The 20,054-nt window shown below is 51.4% G+C and carries 18 protein-coding genes; 7 read left to right on the forward strand and 11 right to left on the reverse strand.

The window, feature by feature from the left end; translation table 11 throughout:
• Window positions 1-69: 69 nt before the first annotated feature.
• The 7 genes from GRF59_RS20945 to GRF59_RS20975 all read right to left on the reverse strand — a co-directional run bounded on the left by GRF59_RS20945 (window position 70) and on the right by GRF59_RS20975 (window position 6,181).
• Window positions 70-921 carry an SPOR domain-containing protein gene (locus tag GRF59_RS20945; RefSeq protein WP_160499645.1) on the reverse strand — a complete coding sequence of 284 codons (852 nt, stop codon included), beginning with the start codon at window positions 919-921 and terminating at the stop codon, window positions 70-72.
• A complete protein-coding gene (locus GRF59_RS20950) occupies window positions 918-1,439 on the reverse strand; it encodes a sigma-70 family RNA polymerase sigma factor (RefSeq protein ID WP_341480118.1) in 522 nt (173 codons plus the stop codon). The genes GRF59_RS20945 and GRF59_RS20950 overlap by 4 nt, the downstream gene beginning before the upstream one ends.
• Window positions 1,440-1,678: 239 nt before the next feature.
• Complete coding sequence (locus GRF59_RS20955) at window positions 1,679-2,611, reverse strand: hypothetical protein (RefSeq protein WP_160499647.1); 933 nt, start codon at window positions 2,609-2,611, stop codon at window positions 1,679-1,681.
• A 73-nt stretch (window positions 2,612-2,684) separates the two neighbouring features.
• Window positions 2,685-3,302 carry a DUF2812 domain-containing protein gene (locus GRF59_RS20960; protein ID WP_160499648.1) on the reverse strand — a complete coding sequence of 206 codons (618 nt, stop codon included), beginning with the start codon at window positions 3,300-3,302 and terminating at the stop codon, window positions 2,685-2,687.
• Window positions 3,303-3,319: 17 nt separating this feature from the next.
• On the reverse strand, window positions 3,320-3,631 hold the full coding sequence (locus GRF59_RS20965) for a PadR family transcriptional regulator (protein WP_160499649.1): 312 nt from the start codon (window positions 3,629-3,631) through the stop codon (window positions 3,320-3,322).
• A 208-nt stretch (window positions 3,632-3,839) separates the two neighbouring features.
• The gene (locus GRF59_RS20970) at window positions 3,840-5,330 is read right to left on the reverse strand and encodes a cellulase family glycosylhydrolase (protein WP_160499650.1); all 1,491 of its coding nucleotides are present in this window, start codon (window positions 5,328-5,330) and stop codon (window positions 3,840-3,842) included.
• Window positions 5,327-6,181: a MerR family DNA-binding transcriptional regulator gene (locus tag GRF59_RS20975; RefSeq protein WP_237391945.1), complete on the reverse strand. Its 855-nt coding sequence runs from the start codon at window positions 6,179-6,181 to the stop codon at window positions 5,327-5,329. Before GRF59_RS20975 ends, GRF59_RS20970 begins: the two co-directional genes overlap by 4 nt.
• Before the next feature lie 377 nt (window positions 6,182-6,558).
• Here GRF59_RS20975 and GRF59_RS20980 point away from each other — a divergent pair, with 377 nt between their 5' ends.
• The 6 genes from GRF59_RS20980 (at window position 6,559) to GRF59_RS21005 (ending at window position 15,522) form a co-directional block, all read left to right on the forward strand.
• Window positions 6,559-8,184, forward strand: coding sequence for an extracellular solute-binding protein (locus tag GRF59_RS20980; protein WP_160499651.1), 1,626 nt, complete (start codon window positions 6,559-6,561; stop codon window positions 8,182-8,184).
• Between the two features lie 58 nt (window positions 8,185-8,242).
• Window positions 8,243-9,166, forward strand: a complete 924-nt coding sequence (locus GRF59_RS20985; protein WP_160499652.1) for an ABC transporter permease — start codon at window positions 8,243-8,245, stop codon at window positions 9,164-9,166.
• 67 nt (window positions 9,167-9,233) lie between these two features.
• Window positions 9,234-10,058, forward strand: coding sequence for a carbohydrate ABC transporter permease (locus tag GRF59_RS20990; protein ID WP_160499758.1), 825 nt, complete (start codon window positions 9,234-9,236; stop codon window positions 10,056-10,058).
• Window positions 10,059-10,107: 49 nt separating this feature from the next.
• Window positions 10,108-11,232: a glycoside hydrolase family 88 protein gene (locus GRF59_RS20995; protein WP_160499653.1), complete on the forward strand. Its 1,125-nt coding sequence runs from the start codon at window positions 10,108-10,110 to the stop codon at window positions 11,230-11,232.
• A gap of 236 nt (window positions 11,233-11,468) precedes the next feature.
• Window positions 11,469-13,823, forward strand: a complete 2,355-nt coding sequence (locus GRF59_RS21000) for a helix-turn-helix domain-containing protein (protein ID WP_160499654.1) — start codon at window positions 11,469-11,471, stop codon at window positions 13,821-13,823.
• 22 nt (window positions 13,824-13,845) lie between these two features.
• The gene (locus GRF59_RS21005) at window positions 13,846-15,522 is read left to right on the forward strand and encodes an extracellular solute-binding protein (RefSeq protein ID WP_237391946.1); all 1,677 of its coding nucleotides are present in this window, start codon (window positions 13,846-13,848) and stop codon (window positions 15,520-15,522) included.
• A 95-nt stretch (window positions 15,523-15,617) separates the two neighbouring features.
• Here the strand turns inward: GRF59_RS21005 and GRF59_RS21010 are convergent, their stop codons facing one another.
• Window positions 15,618-15,821 carry a hypothetical protein gene (locus GRF59_RS21010; protein ID WP_160499655.1) on the reverse strand — a complete coding sequence of 68 codons (204 nt, stop codon included), beginning with the start codon at window positions 15,819-15,821 and terminating at the stop codon, window positions 15,618-15,620.
• Window positions 15,822-15,995: 174 nt separating this feature from the next.
• On the opposite strand from GRF59_RS21010, the gene GRF59_RS21015 reads away from it, so the two are divergent.
• Entirely contained in the window at window positions 15,996-17,057 is a 1,062-nt protein-coding gene (locus GRF59_RS21015) for an LCP family protein (RefSeq protein WP_160499656.1), read from the forward strand.
• 59 nt (window positions 17,058-17,116) lie between these two features.
• Here GRF59_RS21015 and phnX read toward each other — a convergent pair whose 3' ends face one another.
• The 3 genes from phnX to GRF59_RS21030 are packed head-to-tail and all read right to left on the reverse strand — an operon-like array spanning window position 17,117 to window position 20,040.
• Entirely contained in the window at window positions 17,117-17,935 is an 819-nt protein-coding gene (gene phnX / locus GRF59_RS21020) for a phosphonoacetaldehyde hydrolase (RefSeq protein WP_160499657.1), read from the reverse strand.
• A complete protein-coding gene (gene phnW, locus GRF59_RS21025) occupies window positions 17,932-19,026 on the reverse strand; it encodes a 2-aminoethylphosphonate--pyruvate transaminase (RefSeq protein ID WP_160499658.1) in 1,095 nt (364 codons plus the stop codon). Before phnW ends, phnX begins: the two co-directional genes overlap by 4 nt.
• A gap of 21 nt (window positions 19,027-19,047) precedes the next feature.
• Window positions 19,048-20,040 (reverse strand): extracellular solute-binding protein, encoded by a 993-nt coding sequence (locus GRF59_RS21030; protein WP_160499659.1) that lies wholly within the window; start codon window positions 20,038-20,040, stop codon window positions 19,048-19,050.
• Window positions 20,041-20,054 lie beyond the last annotated feature (14 nt).

Genomic DNA, 20,054 nt, shown 5'->3' on the forward strand with positions numbered 1-20,054 from the left:
GGGTCCCCGCGAGCCGTTTTCACGGCTTTGGGAACCCTTTTTTCATGAATTCATCGGTTTCAATACGCCCTACTCCGGATTTTCATTACTCATCCAGCTGTCAACTTGAAGCGGTTCGCCGTAATCCTCCCGGGCGGACAACTTCTGGAGAAGCTCTTCAGCCTCTGCTCGGGACGCGAACCCGCCCAGCGCCAGAACATACTTGCCATCCTTCGTCTTAATGACGCTGCTGCCGTCCTCTGCATACTGTTCGTCAAGGATTCCCAGCGTTTCGCCAAGCTCCATTCCCTGGCTCCGCACATAGAAAACCTCACGGGCTTTCTCCCTTTTCGCTGTGCCAAACAGCTTCAGCTGGATATATCCCGGCTTCTGATATTCGGACACGGAGTAGTCGATATTATCCTTCAGCTCAACCACAAAGCGAACCGCGGAATCATCGAGAATGACATTGCTGTATATATCCTTCACATTCGAGAGGGCGCCGATATCCTGCTTCAGCTTCTCCAAATCCAGATTACGGACACCATTAAAGGTAAAGATCAGACGATTCGGCGCTTCCCTATGATCCACCGCGTAGGCCGGGGCGCTCTCGGTTTGTTCGCCATCGATCATAAAATGAATATTAAGCGTGTTCTCCTGAACCGTCGTTGTTACGGAAACGCCGTCCGTCCGCTCTCCGCCCCCGCCAACCTGCAGTACCTTAACGATCGAACCCAAGACCGGCACATCGGATAAAGCCATGGCAACGCTTGGCACGTTCACGGTAATCATCAGGGCTGCGCAGGCGGCCACAAGGATGGATGAGCCGCGCAGCAGCCTCATTTTCCGTTTGTGGATTCGTCCCCGCTGCACGGATTCCTGAATGACTCCGGAGAGGCGGGAAGGGATCTCGATATTGTCGTAGCGTTCTTTTCCTGTCATGTGATATCCACCTCTTCTTTGATCAAGTGTTTTTTGAGTTTGGCGAGAATCCGGTACACCTTGGTTTTGACGGTATTTTCCGGGAGAGATAATACTTCGGCCATATCCTTGAATCGTTTATCCTCAAAATATTTCAGAATGATAAATGCCCTGTCCTCCGGTTGAAGCTGATCCAGCGCCTCGTACAGATCCCACTTGTCTTCCAGAGACAACGGACCTTCCTTGGCGGAAAACTCGACCGAGCTGTCTTCCATGTAGGTGTATCTTTTGTTTTTCCGCATATGATCCAATGCGCAGTTGATCAGGATCCGGCTGATCCATGTTTCGAAATACTCCGGATTATGCATGTTTTTATAGGACAGAAAGGCCTTATACGTTGCTTCCGATACGATTTCCAAAGCCTCCTGCTCGTTTTTCACGTAGCAATATGCAAAGCGGTAAAGCTTCTCTTTACATGACTCGATCCGCTCGCTGAATTGTTGTTCGGTTAGTTTGGCGTTTCCTTTCAGTTCCTTCACCCCCTTGGCGGTTGAAAAGCATTCAACATGCGGCCGCATCCCATCCGAATGAATCATTGAATGCTGCTTTTGCCCGTTAGACTGAGCAGTGCGCCAAAAAGTTTCAAGTTTTGATATCCGATTATTGGCATCATGTTTAAAGTCTCCCTGGTTTATTAAACATATAACGCGAGGGTCTGCTAACCAAAGAAATGCCCTCCGATGGAGGGCATTCTTTTTCTGTCGAGTACGCATGTTACCTAGTTCTTCACCATCAATGTTTTAATCACATACCGTGATCCTGCCTTTTGTATGACTGCCTCGACTCGGCCATATGTGCCGGAAGATGGGTCATTCGGGTCGTAAAGTTCCCCGTTAACTTCTACTTTGCCCGACCCCAGATCATAAATGCCTTTCACTTTCACATAATCGATCGGATACACGTTGTACCCATCAAACAGGTATCCTTTTCCATTATATTCATAGCCTGTTACAGACTGATGACTGCGAAAATTAATGTTGAAATACTTGAGCAAAGATTGTTCTACCGCGGCTTTCGGAATGAACAGCCTTCCGTCACTCGTACCTGTAATCGTGGTTTCAAAATTATTGATGAAGTTATGTAACACTCCAAAATCAATCAGATCCAAGCTGCTTGCCTTACTGACATTAAATTGCTTCCAGTGCAGTTCTGTTAAATTGCTTAACAGGATGCCGATGGACTTGGACTCTGCAGCGGATGTATTGATTTTTTTGTTAAGATTATACGTCCCATTCGGGAATGAGTATTCGGAAGAACCTTGGCCCTTCCAGGTTATGTTCACGCCGTTTTTTTGCATCTGAACCGTCAACTGGCCGTTATTGTAGGGATCCTTGAACTTTAGAACTGCCTGTCCCTTACTATTAAATTGCACGTTTCCGTATACAATGCTGCTTCGCACTTTTCCATTCCTGTTTTGGAAGTTCTCTCTCAAATCATAGAGAGGTAAAAAATACTCCCATTGGCATTCCAGATAGACTTGCTTCCCCCTGTTTTCCATGAGAAGCGTAATTTCGTCCAATCCGTACTGGCCAACATCCTGATAATATCTCCACTTGCCGTCATATTTGGCCGCTGCGTGTACTGCGGGTGCCTTTTCCGTCCAAAGTAAAATGATGGTTAGCGTACAAAGAATAGTCAGGATTCTCTTCATAATGTCCCCCTATAAATTCTATAAAATTCCAATCCGATCATATCACAAATTTGAACAAAAAAAAGGCCGGAAATTACCGGCCTTGCTGCGTTTTTTCATACTGCTTTTTGGCTTTATATGCAAACAGGCTATATACCAGAATCATGACCGGAATCATCATCCAGGTAAAGCCCCGGAAGAACGCAAATGGCGTTTCAAAAAGAAAAGCTCTCCAAAATTGTCCCCCGCTCATGTCCCACAGCCCCGGCGTATAATACAGCAATTGGGGTTTAAGAAAGGCAGTCACGTCAATGGCATCAGTCGAGATCAGCACGGCAAACAGCGGAATAAAGCAGCAGGCAAGCGATAACCACATGTCGGAGATCCGTTTGTACCGCGCAGCCTTCGAATCCACATCAGAGAAAATATCCTCGCTCCCTTCCGCACCGGTCTGCTTGAAGTACTGCGAGCCTGAACTTCTGGTTCCGGCGATATGGGTCCAGCCGCTATCCTCGAACAACGCTTTGTAATCTTCAAAATCCTGCCTGCTTTTAAAGGTCCGATAATCCATTCGGAAGTTCGCATTTTCCGGCTGAACCTGCGCAAACTCGTAGGACAGCGATTTTCCGGTCAACACATATCCCTGTCTGGCCATTTCATTCAGCCACTGTTCCTCATGGTCAAAATTCGTGAAAAACTTAAACTTCTTCATGCCCCTTCCTCCTCTTCCTACCCCAATATCGTATTCGTCATTTCAATCATATGGCGCATGCGCTCATAATCCTGTCGCAGCATCCCGAGTCCCCTGTCCGTGATCACGTATACCTTGCGGCGGCTGTCCTCACTGTGGACCGGCTGGATGAGTTTTTGCTTGAGCAGATTTTCCACCGCCCCGTAAAGCGTTCCGGCAGCCATGTGCACCTGACCCGAGCTGAGTTCCTCCACTTTTTGCATAATCAAGTATCCATGCGCAGGTTCGAGTAAAGCGAGCAGTATATAATAAACCGTTTCGGTCAGCGGCAGATTCTTGTCTCTGGTCAATGAAAATTCCTCCTTCTGTTCAGTGCCGCTTTATATCGCGTAACTGTATAGTTACACTATATATAGTCAGACTGTATAATGCAATAGGAAAAAAGCCAAAAACTTCAAAAAAGAAGCTTCGGCTTCGAAGGGTCCTTCATAAAACTCAAGTGAAAGGGATAACCTCCCCCTCATTTTTCATCCGTTGGTTTCCGTATTTCTTCGAGGGCTATTGGTAACTCGGTATGGCTATCCGAATGGAAACCTCCCCTCCAGTCTCCGGAATGCAGACAGCCACGCAGCCGCTTCCGGACTCCGGCAATGGCCTGATTTCAATCTTGCAGTCACTCGCACCGTCAATGGTGAAATGCCCTTTTTCAAGATACGCCGCGCGAGGATGATAGATTACCGTCTCACCACCGGTTGATATGAAGTCCATGGTTAATATGCCCGTATCATAGTCGTAATGATAGCCATTCAGCACACCGCCCGTGGCTTGCGGGTAAGCCCGCTGCAGCGCCTGCCGGTAAGGGGCCTCCCGGAAACCGTCACACCAGCACCAATACGTATTGCTCCATAAGTACTTCTCAAAAATAAAAATCAGTTTTTGCGCCAGCTCATAGGTCGCGCCATGATGGGTAAAAGCGCCCCACTCCCCTATCAACACAGGAACATCTAAGCGCTCCTGCACCTTGCGATGCGTGGCAAAAATCAGCTCCACCCGCTCCTGGTTATAAATCTCATAATGCTCCGTATCGACCACCAGATCGTAACCGTGAGGCGCAAATATCTGGCCCGGGAAGACAGATCCGCCAGCATCCGCAAGTGCAAGACCCGACTCGACACCCATATTGGAAAAATAACTGCTCTCCAGCATCAAGAAACCGTCCGCAGCAGCCATACGGATCGCCGCCCCCGTCTTGCCGAAAAAGGGAGCCAGCACATTCTCCTCAAACCGCTGCGAAGCTTCCTTCGCACAATCCACGAGCATCCGGTATATCCCCATATCAGCCATGCCTGCCAGTACGTCCTGCTTCTTCTCCTCATCGAACCAGAGTTCTGCCAAATCCGACATGTCCGCATCCTCCTGGCCCATCACCTCGCGGGCATAAGCGGCAATCATCCTGCCGAACACCTCTTGTCCCTGGGTACCCGGATAAGGCTCGTTCATGATGTCATAGCCGATGATATTGGGACAATCCGCAAAAAAAGCCGCCGCATGTCTCCACATCGCCGCATAATGGTCCTGCAGGCCGATTCCGTCCCCAGCCGGCGCATTGGCCCAAAATTGATCCAGCGACCGGTTCACCGCCGGGCTTTCCAGATAAGCATCGCTCCACAGACTGCCTGCCGCGTGGGGAAGATTATCATGCAGCGTCGCCCACCCGGGCGCTCCATCTCCATACAGTGAGCTGTACAGGTCCTGATGCATATCCAGAAAAACATAGATATCGTGCTGCTCTGCCCAGTGGATCTGCTGCTTGATCCGGCCCAGGTAAACATCATCATATACGCTCGGCTCCGGCTCCACGCCATCCCAGATGAGGCCAAGACGGATCACATTAAAGCCCTGTTCCCGAAACCAGGCGAAAAGCTCAGGGCCGCAGGGAGTAACATAGCCCTTTTCCTTCTCCTTGCAGACCAGGTTCACCCCGCTTAAAATCACCTGCTGCCCATCTTCATTTACAATCCGCTGCCCATCGATTTTCAGCTTCTTCATATGTAATCTCCGCCCTCCATGCCCCTGTCTTCCGCAACCGGAATATACATCTCGATGTAATGCTTGTCGTATTGGTTATACAGATTGATTTCGAGTGAATGGCCGTCAATGCGCATTCCCCTGCGGCGGATAAAAGCCTTCATCTGTTCGTAATGCCCATCCAGCTCGGCATAACCGTCCTTTCTGATCACGACGCATTTTCTTGCACAGTAGCAGGGAGCAAGCCTATGGAAGCCGCCCGTATGTTCCTCCATCGGGAAGGTCGAGAGAATGCCGTTATGCAGGTAACTGTGGAATTGTCCGGACTCCAGGTTCTCCTTGGAGACCACCGAGATAATATGGCAGAACGCCAGCCACTCCTGATGGGCGCTAATACTGCGCACCTGCTGCTGAACACGGCTTCCCAGCTTTTTGTCTCCGCTTTCCATCACCGAATCCGTGAGCAGTACCCAATAGGGATTCCTTTTGACCAGCTCGATCATGTCTGTATCCTCGAATCTGCGGAACTGCTCATCCAGCGTATCCAGTTTGCGGGACAACTGCGTCAAAAACGTAAGCTGACGGCTGATATCCTCTTTTTTATCGGCAATCAGCCTGCGGACATCCTCCAGACTGTCACTGGTCAAAAGCCCCTGAATCCGCTCGATCGGAACATCCATCGCTCGCAGCATTCGGATAGTGATCAGTGAATCGAACTGCTCCAGATCATAGTAGCGGTAGCCGTTCCCATCCCGGGCATTGGAAGGCAGCAGTCCGATTTTGTCATAGTAGCGCAGGGTATCCATGGGAACATCCAAGATCTTTGAGACTTCTCCAATCGTAAATTTCAGCTTAAGCAGCGGGCTATTCATCTGACCGCCCTCCTCATTTGGCGTGGCTGTTGAACGCAAGATTTCCTTTTGTTTGATCTTATCTGCATATAACCCTTACCTGCATCAGTACTGGTTCGCCCTAATTATAAAGGATGGAGTAACTCCAGATGGAAGAGGATTCTCAAAAATAATCGCGCCTCAGCGCTGCCTATATTATTCGTCTTCACTCAGACCCTAGGCCTGCTTATTGCCCGTACCGGGGAATTTCCGATTTTGTTCATTCGATTGGAGAAATCGTCATCGGGCATGCCAAAAAAGACGATCGCTTTAGCGTTTCTGCACATATCCGCCGGGATGGCGTTTCGATAATCTGAAATGGTAAGAATCACACATATCCAAGTGGAGGTTGTAGAAGCATGAAAAAAATTGCAGCTGCGGGTCTGATCTTCGCAATGCTGGCTTCTCTGCTGGCGGGCTGTTCATCCGGCGGCAAGAGTGACGAAGGTGCGGCCAAGGGGGCAAGTTCGGACGGGGCGGCCGAATCGACTGCATACCCGCTCAAAACGGATGAGAAGCTGTCCTATTGGGGAGAGATCAACGGCAACCTGGTCGGGGTCAAGGCTTCGCATAACGAAATTCCATTCTTCCAAAAGTGGCAGGAAAAAACCGGGGTGAAGCTGAATTTCAACGCGCCGCCGACCGGTCAGGTCAAGGAAACCTTCAACGTGATGCTGGCTTCCGGAGATTTGCCGGATATGATCGAATATAACTTTATCGGCGATTTCCCTGGCGGGCCGGAGAAGGCCATCAGTGACGGCTACATTTTGAAGCTGAACGATCTGATCGACAAGTATGCTCCGAACCTGAAGAAGTACTTGCAGGAGAATCCCGACATCGACAAGATGGTCAAGACGGACAACGGCAGCTATTACGCGTTCCCGTTCATCCGGGGCGATGAGTATTTACGCGTATTCCAGGGTCCGATCATCCGGAAGGACTGGCTAGATGAGCTCGGACTGCCGGTGCCGGAGACGATCGATGAATGGACGACAACGCTGAGAGCCTTCAAAGAGAAGAAAGGCGCAGCAGCACCGTTCTCGGTAGTGAGCAAACCGCGCTTCTTCAACGAGTCCGGCAACGGCGCGTTTATCGGCGCATTCGGCGTGAACCGGGGATTCTACCAGGAAGACGGGAAGGTTAAATTCGGCCCCGCCGAGCCTGGATTTAAAGAGTATATGAAGCAGTTTCATGACTGGTATAAGGAAGGCCTGATCGACAAAAACATTGCGACGGCCGACACGAAGGCGGTCGACGGCAACTTCGCTTCCGGAGCTACCGGAGCGTCGGTAGGAAACGCCGGGGGCGGCATCGGAAAATGGCAGCCGCTCGTTGCGGCAAACGATCCGAAAGCCGTTCTCGTCGCGACACCTTATCCGGTGCTGAACAAAGGAGACAAGCCCAAATTTGGACAACTGAACCAGGCCTACGCCTCCGAAGGAACCGTAGCGGTCACGACATCCGCCAAGGATCCTGCTCTCGCAGTGCGTATGCTGGATTACGGCTACAGCGAAGAAGGGCATATGTTCTTCAATTTCGGTGAAGAAGGCGTCAGCTACAACATGGAGAACGGCTATCCGAAATTCACCGATCTCTTGATGAAAAATCCGGACAAGCTAGCTCCCGCCCAGGCGATTTCCATGTATGCGCGCAGCAGCTATAACGGACCGTTCGTACAGGACAAGCGCTATGCGGAGCAGTTCTTTGCGCTTCAGACCCAGCGGGATGCGGTGGATATTTGGAAAAACACCGATGCGGCGAAGTACAACTTGCCGTCCATCACGCCGACGCCGGAAGAGAGTTCCGAGTATGCTACCATCATGAACGATATCAATACACTGGTGGATGAAATGACGATCAAGATCATTCTCGGCTCCGAGTCGGTCGATCAATACGACAGCTATGTCGCCAAAATGAAATCGCTAGGCCTAGACCGGGCGATCGAAATCCAAACGGCGGCGCTGCAGCGGTACAACAGCCGGTAAGCACAAACAAAGGGGAGGGCCTTCCCTCCCCTCATGAAATTGAGGTGAACATTCAGGCATGGCAAATCGGCAATCGTTTCGAAGTCGGCTGGTTCGTGATTTTGTGCTCAACAAATATTTGTACATCATGATGCTGCCGGTGATCGCCTATTATTTGATCTTTCATTATGCGCCCATGTACGGGGCGTTGATCGCGTTCAAGGATTATTCGCCCATGAAGGGGATTCTGGGCAGCAACTGGGTCGGACTGAAGCATTTTCAAGATTTTTTCGGCAGCTATTATTTTCTGAGAGTATTGAAAAATACGGTCTTGATCAGCCTGTATACGCTGGTATTTGAGTTTCCGGCGCCTATCTTGCTGGCACTTCTGATCAACGAGGTCCGCAAGAAGAAGTTCAAACGGGTCGTGCAGACGGTCACATACATGCCTTATTTTATTTCGCTCGTGGTCATTTGCGGCATTATTACCGATTTTACGAACGCGGACGGGCTCATTAACCGCCTGTTCATGTTCCTGGGCTATGACGGCCAGGCGATGCTGCAAAAGCCCGAGCTGTTCCGTCCCATCTACGTGCTGTCCGAAATCTGGCAGCGGATCGGATGGGAATCCATTATCTACATCGCGGCTTTGATGAGCATCGATCTGGAGCAATACGAAGCCGCCCGGATCGACGGAGCCAGCCGGATCAAGCAAATGCTGTACGTTACACTGCCCGGCCTGCTCCCGACCATCATGATCATGTTCATTCTCCGGATGGGGAATCTGCTCAACGTCGGGTTTGAAAAAATCATCCTCTTATACAATCCGGTTACATACGAAACGGCTGACGTCATCTCGTCCTTCGTGTACCGGAAAGGTCTGCTGGAGTTCGGCTGGAGCTACAGCTCCGCTGTCGGTTTGTTCAACTCGGTCATCAATCTCGTCCTCCTGATCACGGCCAACGCCATCAGCCGGAGGGTGAGCCAAAACAGCCTATGGTGAGGTGGTAAGCTTGAAAAGAGAGAACGGTTGGGGTGACCGTATATTTAATGTCATAAACTACAGCCTGATGATTATGCTGGTCATCGTGACCTTGTACCCGCTGCTGTACGTCCTATTCGCTTCCTTCAGCGATTCGGCCCAGCTGCTCGGGCATAAAGGATTTTTGTGGAAGCCAGTCGGCTTCAGTCTAGACGCTTACAAGAGCGTGCTGGATAACCCCGGTATCGGCATCGGTTTTCGCAACACGCTGTTTATTCTTGTCTTCGGGGTGGCGGTCAACCTCCTGCTCACCTCCATGGGAGCTTATGTCCTGTCCCGTAAAAACGTGATGTGGAACAAGGTGCTCATGTTCGTCATCATCTTCACCATGTTCTTCAGTGGCGGACTGATCCCATTGTATCTCGTGGTCAAAGGGGTCGGACTTCTCGACACGCTGTGGTCCACCATCATTCCGTTCAGCGTCAGCACGTTTAATCTGATCATTATGCGGACGGCGTTTATGGGCATTCCGGACGCCCTGGAGGAATCAGCCAAAATCGACGGCGCGAATCATTTCACCATTTTGTTCCGGATCATTATCCCGCTGTCGATGCCGGTCATCGCCGTGATGATCCTTTACTATGCGGTGGACAAGTGGAACGGATGGTTCTACGCGTCGGTGTTTATCAAAGACAGAGACCTGTTCCCCCTGCAGCTGATACTGCGCGAAATTCTGATCTCCAACTCGACTGAGAGCATGTCGGCGGGAGCTTCAGCGGGGGACCGTTTCCAAATCGGGGAGACGATCAAATACGCAACAATTATGGTGGCGACGCTGCCGATTCTATGCGTCTACCCTTTCCTGCAGCGGTTTTTCGTGAAAGGGGTCATGGTCGGGTCGCTGAAAGGTTGATTCGTAAAGCTGCGATGCTTGGTATGGGTCATAAAAAGGAGGTCTTCGGATGAAGGAATTCGAGACGAAAAAGCAGGAGATGTGGCAGCAGATCGTCCGTAAGGCGGGACGGATGCTGGAATTGATTGGCGACAAATCGCCGCATGTCGCCGGCCAGGACGGCAAATATGACGATATGCGGCTCGATTGGTGGACTTCGGGCTTTTGGCCGGGCATTTTATGGCTGGTGTACGACATGACCGGTGAAGACCGGTACCGGGAGGCAGCCTGGAGCTGGGATGAACGGCTGTCGGAGCTGTGGCTCGCTCCAAATTCTTATGATCATGACGTCGGCTTTCAATTTCTGCCGACCGCAGTCATGAAGCATAAGCTGACCGGAGACGCGGATGCCGCAAGGCGCGCGCTGCTCGCCGCCGGGTTCATGGCCGGACGCTTCAATACAGCCGGCAAGTTCATCCGCGCCTGGAACGGCGACATGCACGGCTGGTCCATCATCGATACGATGATGAATCTGACGCTGTTGTTCTGGGCGTCGGAGGAGAGCGGCGATCCGCGGTTTGCGCAGATTGCGCAGCAGCATGCGGACACGGTTGTCCGTCACTTTGTCCGTCCGGACGGATCCGTGCATCATATCATCCGGTTCGATCCTGAAACCGGGGAAGCCCTTGAAGCGATCGGCGGTCAGGGCTTTGCGCCGGATTCGGCCTGGAGCCGGGGAGCGGCTTGGGCTCTGTACGGTTTAACGAATGCGTACCGTTATACGGGCCGGCCGGATTATCTTGCGGCTGCACAGCGCGTGGCTCACTTTTTCATTGCGCACTTGCCGGAGGACTACGTGCCGTATTGGGACTTTCGTGCGGAAGCAGTCCCGGAAGAAGGCGGCATCTTGCGCGACAGTTCGGCTGGCGCCATCGCTGCTTCCGGACTGCTGGAGCTTGCGGACGCGCTCGGCGGTATCCGGGGCAGAGGGTACCTGGACGCCGCAAAACGGATGCTGCATTCGCTGTACACGGACTACAGCACCTGGACGAATCCTGAGCATGAGGCTATCCTTTTGCACGGAACCGGCCATAAGCCGGTCTCGCAAAATGTGGACGTGTCTCTCATTTACGGCGATTACTTCTTCGTCGAGGCGTTCTCTAAGCTGAACGGCTGGAAGCACCGAATCTTTTAATTGAATCTACCATCGGCGAAAAAGGGCGTTTATGATATTTTGTCCTATTCATTCGCAGAGCCTGGGAAGACCGCAAGGTCTCCCGGGCTTATTCGCGTTGATGCGGCGTAAACCGCGGCGATTTGCGCTTTTGTCAATCGGTTTGAACTTTTTGCCTATACGCGTCCCGGGCGATATTCGATATAATGAGTGTCTAATCAATCGAGACAAAACTATTGAAATACGGGTGATGGTCTTTGCTGAACATTCAAAATCTATGGCGGAAGCGGGAGAGCATCATCGTCACGTGGCTCGTATCTTACAGTGCTGTGCTGTTCATTCCCATCGTGATCAGTCTGGTGATCTATGCCCAGGCCAGCCATGCGCTGAAGAGCGAGATCCATCGGGCCAACGACTCGCTCCTGAAGCAGATGAGGTACACGATTGACAATCAAATCGACCTGATGAAGCGTCTGAATATGGAAATGACCTGGAGCGCGAACTTGCAGCATCTGATGTATTCCAGCATGCCGGCCCAGGAAGTGCCGTACACGGCATACCAGCTTGTGAACGAATTTCGCCTCTACAAGACGTCTTATGCGTCGATCGACGAGTTTTATGTCGTCTCCAGCCGGGATGGCGCCGTGTACCGGTCCGGGAATATCCGCGACTTGAACACCGCATTCCATACGATTCACCAAACCGGTGCGCTCTCGTTCGATGACTGGAAAAACACCGTGCTTAACGGGGTGAGCAATTCCTTCGTCGTGCTGCCCCATGCCAATGCGGCCGATGCCAAAACGGCGATCGCCTATATTACGCAGCTGCCGAAGGACATGAACGGGCGGAGCACGGGCAGCGTGGTGGTCATGTCCGATACCCGCCGGTTTCAGGAAGCGGTGGAAGGCATATCGGGCTTCAGCGGAGCGACGCTGCTCATCCTTAACCATAACAATGAGATCCTCATGTCCAACCATCCGGAATCGAAGGAGCTGGCGCCCTTCATGAATGGTAAGCGCATTCAGATCGATCCCGATAAGGCCGAAACATCGGAGCTGTTCTCGATCGACTCATCCGTTTCGGACCTCAAATACGCACTGATCATTCCGAGCGGGATTTATTGGGAGAAGGCGGAATACGTGCGCAAATTTACGTATGTCAGCATACTCGTCAGCCTGGCGGGAGCCGGGGTTCTGACCTGGTTTTTTATGCGCCGTAACTATTCGCCGGTACAGCAGCTGATCGAGTCGCTCATGGATAAGAACACGGACCGAACCTATGCCGATGCGAACGAATTCAGGTTCATCCAGAAGGTGGTTGCCCGTACCCGGACCGAAAATGACGAGATTGCCCTGCAGCTTAGAAAGCACCAGCAAGCGCTGCGTTCCAATATGATCAACCGGCTTCTGAAAGGCAAGCCGGACACCCTCGTTCCCTATGAGGAGGCATTCCGATCCTTTCAGATGAAGCAGATTTCCACGGAATTCGCCGTCATCCTGTTCGTGATCGAAAACGAAGAGAAACTGTACGAGTTCCTGCCGGGCATCGACATGAATGAACGGGATAAGCTGATCCAATTGATCATTTCCAATGTGGTGGAAGAACTGGCGGAACGGAAGGGACATGCCGGATACGTGGTCGAAACGGATGACATGACCGCTTGCCTCGTTAATTTGAAAGCGGATTCTCCCGATTGGGAGCGGGATCTCCATGACATCGCCGCCGAAGCTCAGCGGTTCCTGGAGCGGTACGACATGGAGCTGACAATATCGCTGAGCGGACGCCATGCTTCCTGGATTGGCATCTCCGAGGCGTACCGGGAAGCGGTTGACGCGATGGAATACAAGATGGTCCTTGGCAAAAAAGGCATCATTGCGTACGAGGATGTCCGTGCCGACGGATCCGCCGGCATCGGTTACGGCTATTATTATCCGCTTCAGGCGGAACAGCAGCTGATTAACGTGATCAAGGCCGGAGATCAGGATCAGGCCGCATCGTACATGAACGAGATCATCGAGAAAAATCTGGACAAGCCCGTCATGCCGCTCACGCTCACGCTGGCGAGATGCCTGATGTTCAACCTTGTCGGGACGATGATCAAGGCGATCAACGAGCTCGGCGAAGGAAGCGGCGGCATTACGCTTGCCGACAATCCCCGCTGGATCGACGATATCATGGCATGCGGCACGGTTCGGGAAATGCAGGATAAGCTGCAGGCCCTCCTTCAGGAAGTGTGCGCTTACGCATCGGCCAAACGATCCTCCCATGTATCCCGGGAGCGGGAGGATTCCCTGCGTAACCTGACGGAGGAAGTCCTCCAGTATATCCAAGCGAATTATATGGACCTGAACTTGAACGTGAACGCCATCGGCGAGCATTTCGAGCTAAAGGGAAGTTACCTGTCCAAGCTGTACAAGACCCAGACCGGCGAAGGCATACTGGACAGCATTCACAAGTACCGGATTGAGCAAGCCAAACGCCTGATGCAGACCAAAGCGGAGTCGGTCAGCGAGATTTCCGGACAGGTCGGATATAACGATCCGGCGACCTTCATTCGCGTGTTCAAAAAATACGAAGGCATTACGCCAGGCAAATACAAAGAAACTATCTAATGGTTTTCTTCGGGAGGTACCTATGAAGCGGAAAGGAAGCAGAAGATCAGCGGTTTGGGAATGGATGGCGTGCATCGCGCTGCTGATGCTCGTGCTGTCGGCTTGCGACCGTGCCGAACGCACAGCGCAGGAACCAAGTACGGAGCAGTCCGCCGAATCAACGTCTATGCCGAGCGACAGCAAAGGTTCATTCCATTCGGAAGGCAAGCTCACCTATTGGGCGGAACTGAACGGCAACGCCGCTGGAATCAAGACCACCTTCAACCAGGTGCCGTTCTTTCAGGAATGGCAGCGAAGAACCGGTGTCCAGCTGACGTTCATTCAACCGCCGGCCAACCAGGCTAAGGAAGCGATTAACGTGCTGCTGGCATCCGGTGAATTGCCGGACATGATGGAGTATGAATGGATCAATTATCCGGGAGGACCCGAGAAGGCGATCAACGACGGCTATATTCTGCGCTTGAACGAAGCCATCGACCGGTATGCCCCGAATTTGAAGCGGTACCTTCAGGACCATCCCGATATCGACATGCAAATCCGTACGGCCGGAGGAAGCTATTACGCTTTTCCGTTTATCCAGGGAGACGACAAGCTGCGGACTTACCAGGGACCGATTATCCGCAAGGACTGGCTGGATGAGCTGGGGTTGGACGTGCCTGTAACGATCGACGATTGGCATACGGTTCTCCAAGCCTTCAAAGATAAAAAAGGAGCGCAAGCTCCCCTGACCTTCCTTGGCGTGCCGAACCCGCTATTCGGCATTGAGGGCGGCGGTTTTATCGGCGCATTCGGGATCAAGAAAGACTTTTACCAGGAGGATGGAAAAGTCAAGTTCGGCCCGGTTGAGCCCGGATATAAAGATTTTCTAACGCTGTTCCGGAAATGGTATGAAGAAGGATTGATCGATCGGAACTTTGCCACGGTAGACTCCGAGACGCAAGATACAAGCATGATCCTGAGCCGAAGCGGAACAGGCATTTGGAATGCAGGCGCCGGCATCGGTACCTGGCTGCCCGTCATGAAGTCGAAGGATCCGTCCGTGGAGTTGGTTCCCGCGCCGTATCCGGTGCTTCACCAAGGGGAACGTCCCAAGTTCGGCCAGCTTGCCCCGGCTATCGGGTCCAGCGGCGTGGCCATTTCGGCGAAGAGCAAGCACGTAGAAGAAGCTGTAAAAATGTTGGATTACGGCTACGGAACGGAAGGACATTTGCTCTTCAACTTCGGGATCGAAGGGGTCAGCTACGTGATGAAAGACGGATATCCGGCATATACGGACGCCATTCTGCATAACCCGGATAAGCTGGCTCCGTCGCAGGCGCTGGCGATGTACACCAGAGCGAGCTATTTCGGACCCTTCGTCCAAGATGTCCGTTATATGGAACAGTACTATTCCCTGCCCGAACAGAAGGAAGCGGTTCGGGTGTGGTCCGATACGGATGCAGTGCTTCATACGCTGCCTGCGCTTCCGACCACGGAGAAGGAAAGCACGGAACTGTCTGTCATCAAGCAGGAAGTCAACCAGGTCGTCACCGAAATGTCGCTGAAGATCATCATGGGCATGGAACCGGTATCGGCCTTTGACGAATACGTGAAAAAAATTCGGTTGCTGGACATCCAGCGGGCTATCGATATCCAGCAGCAGGCATTGGACCGTTATCGGGCATCCGTGTCCAAATCAGACGTGAACAGCCCGAGGTGACTGCTGATTCATGCCCTGCCGTGTTCCAGTGTTGAATTCGTAGAATCTTCCATTCATCCTTTTTTCCTCAAGCCCGGTTCGTGCACATGGTTTTTTTATGGAACGGACGGGCTGTACTCCTGCTCCTTATTCGTTGGCACCTCATCCCCTGCGACTTCGCGACTTCTACGTATTCCTCTGCTAATATTTGCCCCTGTTTCCTGTACAATTGCCCGTATGTCCGCCTGTGCGGTTGCCGCATGTCGGACTGCCCCGACTGATGCTACGGCGGCTCTGCTTGCCACCAGCATTTGATCCATGATAGGTTTTTATAGTATACATAGATAATGTGGAACCAACGGAAAGGAGGGAATAAGAAGACCCTCTTCGGAAATCGATGACTGAGTCGTGTGCATCATTCGTACGACTCCAGCTTCATGCCGGCAGCCTGGTAACTTTCCGGAGCTGATTTATCACAGTAATTGGAGGATTCTATGGCCCGTCCCAAGAAAAAAAAGAATGTTTACCGTACCGTCATATGGAGCTTTGTCAGCGTTATCGGACTTTTGATTCTGATCGCCGGATCCTATGCGGGATTTTTACATCATAAAGCGATGTCAGCCGTACATAAAATTTCCGCTGCCGAGTATCAGTCACCCCAGCATGAGGAAACGAAAAATGCGGTGCAAGTCACTGAAAACGTGACCGAAGATGATATGAAGCCCATGACGTTCCTGCTTGCCGGAGTCGACAACCGTGAGGGCAGCGGAGGAACGATGAATACCGACGTTATGATGCTGGTGACGTTGAACCCAAAAACCAAGTCCGCCAGCCTGCTGTCGATCCCGCGCGACTTAAAAATCACGCCGGCCGGCCAATCCAGCCACAAAGCGAACTATTTCTATGCTCATAACTATATTAAAGATAAATCAACCGCCATGAACGAAACCAAGCAGCTTATAGGAGACTTGTTCCACCTCCCAATCGATTACATGGTACTTATTAATTTTGACGGATTCCGACAAGCGATCGATGCCGTAGGCGGCGTTGATGTCGATGTCGACATGGATATGCACTATATCGATACCGCAGACGGTACCAATATTAATTTGACCAAAGGACCGCAGCATCTGAGCGGGAAGGAAACGCTGGATTTCGTGAGATATCGCAAATCCAACGACGGCTCCTCGCCTTCATCGGACTTTGACCGCAACAAGCGCCAGCAGCAGGTGCTGAGCCAAATGCTGGACAAGCTGACTTCCCTGAATGGCATCAGTCAATGGGGCAGCATCCTGGACATTATTGGCGACAATGTCAATACGGACATCCCTGAAAAAAGCTTGACGCGGTGGCTGCTGAATTTCAAAAAAATGAAGCCCGATAGCACCAATCTGCTGACGGTAGAGGGAGATTGGAAAAGCCCGTATGTCTACTGGAACAAGGATGATTTGACGAAAGCGATGGAAACCCTGTATTCGAATGTAGATCTGAAACCCAATAGTAAAACCGACCTTGGAGAACACTTGGGGCTCTATACGGATTCCAATCGCAAATAACAGCTTCACAGATGCAAAAAAACCACAACCGGCATGGTTGTGGTTTTTTATATGTTCAATTATTTGACGGAGCCTGGTCTCTTTCCTTCCGCCAGCAGCCCGTTGATGCTCTCGATCAACTGCGGGAGCTCACGTATCGTATTCATTGTAAAATCCGCTCCATGCTGCATAAACGTTTGTTTTGTTCTGGAGATGATTGCTTCTTTTTCGGATTCAGAGAGTTCTTGGTACTCGGCTTCCGTCAGTCCCATCTCGGAGCTGCCGACAGCAACCCCAACCGACCACACGCCGGCTTGTACACCTTCCTTGATATCAGAAGTCGTATCGCCAATCTTGATGACCTTCCAAGAGGCGGACAGCTTCAGCTGCTCCATATTCCGGTAGATCATATAAGGATATGGTCTTCCGTAAGAGTCGGTGTCATCCGGTGTTACGACATGATCCGGACTGTAGCCCTTTTGCCGGGCATTGGACACGACGACCTCCATCATGGAGCTGGTATAGCCCGTTGTGGAGCCGATTTTCAGTCCTTGGGCGCGAAGCTCCTGTACCGTCTCGATGACACCATCAATCGGATCAGTGTATTCGGACAGAGAAGCCATCAATGCAGGCTCAAATTCAGCGTACAGATGCTTCACATCCTCTTCGTTAAAGGATCTTCCGTACTTGTCTTCCCAAAGTGCCGAGACTCTTGGCATGGACAGCATAGCGCGGATATGATCGATCTTCAGCATGCCCATCGGGCCTCTGGCTTCCTCCATCGTGACCTCGATACCGGCATGGTTGAAAATATCCACAAATACGTTTACCGGTGCGAAGCATCCAAAATCTACCGCCGTTCCAGCCCAGTCCAGGATAATGCCCTCGATTTTGTTCATTGTCCCACTCCTCCCATGTATTCTCCGATGATAGCACATAATCTTTCGATATCTTCCAAGTAAATTTCCCCGATATTGCCAATGCGGAAGGTATCCACGTCAGTCAATTTACCTGGATAGATCACGTACCCTCTTTCCTTCACGTAAGCGTAGAAGTCTCCAAAACTAAAGCTTTCGCTTGGAAACAGGAACGTTGTAATGATGGGAGACTGCTTTTCATCTGAAATATAGGCATGAATGCCAATTTCCGCAAGTTTTTGACGGAGTAGACGGTTATTTTCCCGGTAGCGTGCATATCTTGCAGGTACCCCGCCCTCTTCGACCAGTTCATCAATGGCCTTGGAGAATGCGGCAACGACATGGGTTGGGGATGTAAAGCGCCATTTGCCGTCCTTGTCCATTCCCTTCCACTGATCGTATAAATCGAGGGACAAGCTGCGCGCGATGCCTTGACAAGCCTTAAGCTTCTCCAGTTTGGCAATGACAAATCCGAAGCCGGGAACGCCTTGAATGCATTTGTTCGCACTGCTGATCAGATAGTCGATTCCAAGCCCTGCCACATCGATTTCAATGCCGCCGAAGCTGCTCATGGCATCAATGATTAATGTTTTCCCGTATTCTTGGGACAAGCCAGCAACCATATCGATCGGATTCAAAATACCCGTCGTCGTCTCACAATGAACCATTGCGATATGCGTCAGCTCCTGGTCTGTCGCAAGCAGGGCTCTAAGTTCCGCTTCCTCAGGTTGTTCATCATAGCTTACGCGATATTCCGTAAAATTCAATCCGATATATTCCGCCATCTGGACAATCCGCTCGCCGTAAGCGCCGTTGGTGATAATCAGTACCTTATCATCATCAGAAATGGTCGAGGTCATCACCGATTCCACAGCGAACGTACCGCTGCCTTGCATCAGCACAGTTGTATACTCCTGCGGATCAGCTCCTGCAAAGTTCAGCAGCTGCGTTCTGATTTTTTGCGTAATGGATTTATAATCATCATCCCATGTGCAGCGGTCAAACAGCATAACTTCCTTTACGGTGCTCGTCGTGGTCAGCGGTCCTGGTGTTAACAGCTTATATTGGTTCATTTCGCTTCGCTCCCTGTTGAATTATTTTGCGCTATTGAAGAAATCCTGGTGTTCTTTGAGCAGTTCAACGGTCAACGGTTTCGTAAATTTCATCGATTTGGCTGGCTTGTTGACATCTTCCACGGTCTCGCCTTGATACAAAGCCACCGGATAGTTGGTAATCAGATCTTTTCTTGCATCCTTAATAATCGTCTCGGCCATCTTCATCGCCAGGTCTGTCGTCGCATTTTTCTTGTCGACCACGGCCACGGATTCGGTCAGCGAGAAGTTTCCTTCGGTTGGGTCGACATAATCGATTGGTGCTCCGGCTGCTTTGGCCTTAACCGCCTGATGGCGCAGACCGAAGCCGGCAGCAACCTCTCCCGCCTCAACCTTCTTGATCGGACCGGAGCCGGAGCTTTCCAGATGCGGGCCGACGTTCGCGATCAGATCGTGGAGAACGGTTTTGCCTTCATCCTGGCCGTACTGGCTGATGATCGCTTGAACGAGCAGCCAACCGGTGGAGGAGTCCATGATGTTCGGAATGGAGACCATGCCTTTAAACTCAGGCTTCGTCAAGTCCTTGATCGATGTCGGCATTGGCAGCCCTTTTTGCTTCAGTACTTCGGTATTCACGAAAATAGAGCCGGTGTTCGCCAAAATCGGCGTATAGTAAGACGGGTATTGATCCATTGCATTCGTTGTAAACGCAAGGTCTTTGTACATGGAGTACTGGGTTTGCGAGCTTTCGATAAAATAGGAGCTCATCGTGATCAGATCCGCTTCGATTTTGCTGCCCTCTGCCATAAGCTTGCCGCCGAGCTCCGAAGTTCCCAGCGATTGCAGCACGTATTTGCCGTCATAGCCTGCGTTTTTCAGTGCGGTTTCCATGGATGCGACCGCTTCTTCATCACCATTCGTGTAAATGACAACTTTCTTGGCTTCCTCAGCTTTGCCGCTGCTGCATCCTGCCATGGCAATGACCAGGCTGATCGCGAATAATGTAAGCAGCATTCCTTTAATCGTTTTGGACATGGTCGTAAATCCCT

The sequence above is a fragment of the Paenibacillus dendrobii genome (assembly GCF_009807035.1).
GTDB lineage: Bacteria > Bacillota > Bacilli > Paenibacillales > Paenibacillaceae > Paenibacillus_AQ > Paenibacillus_AQ dendrobii.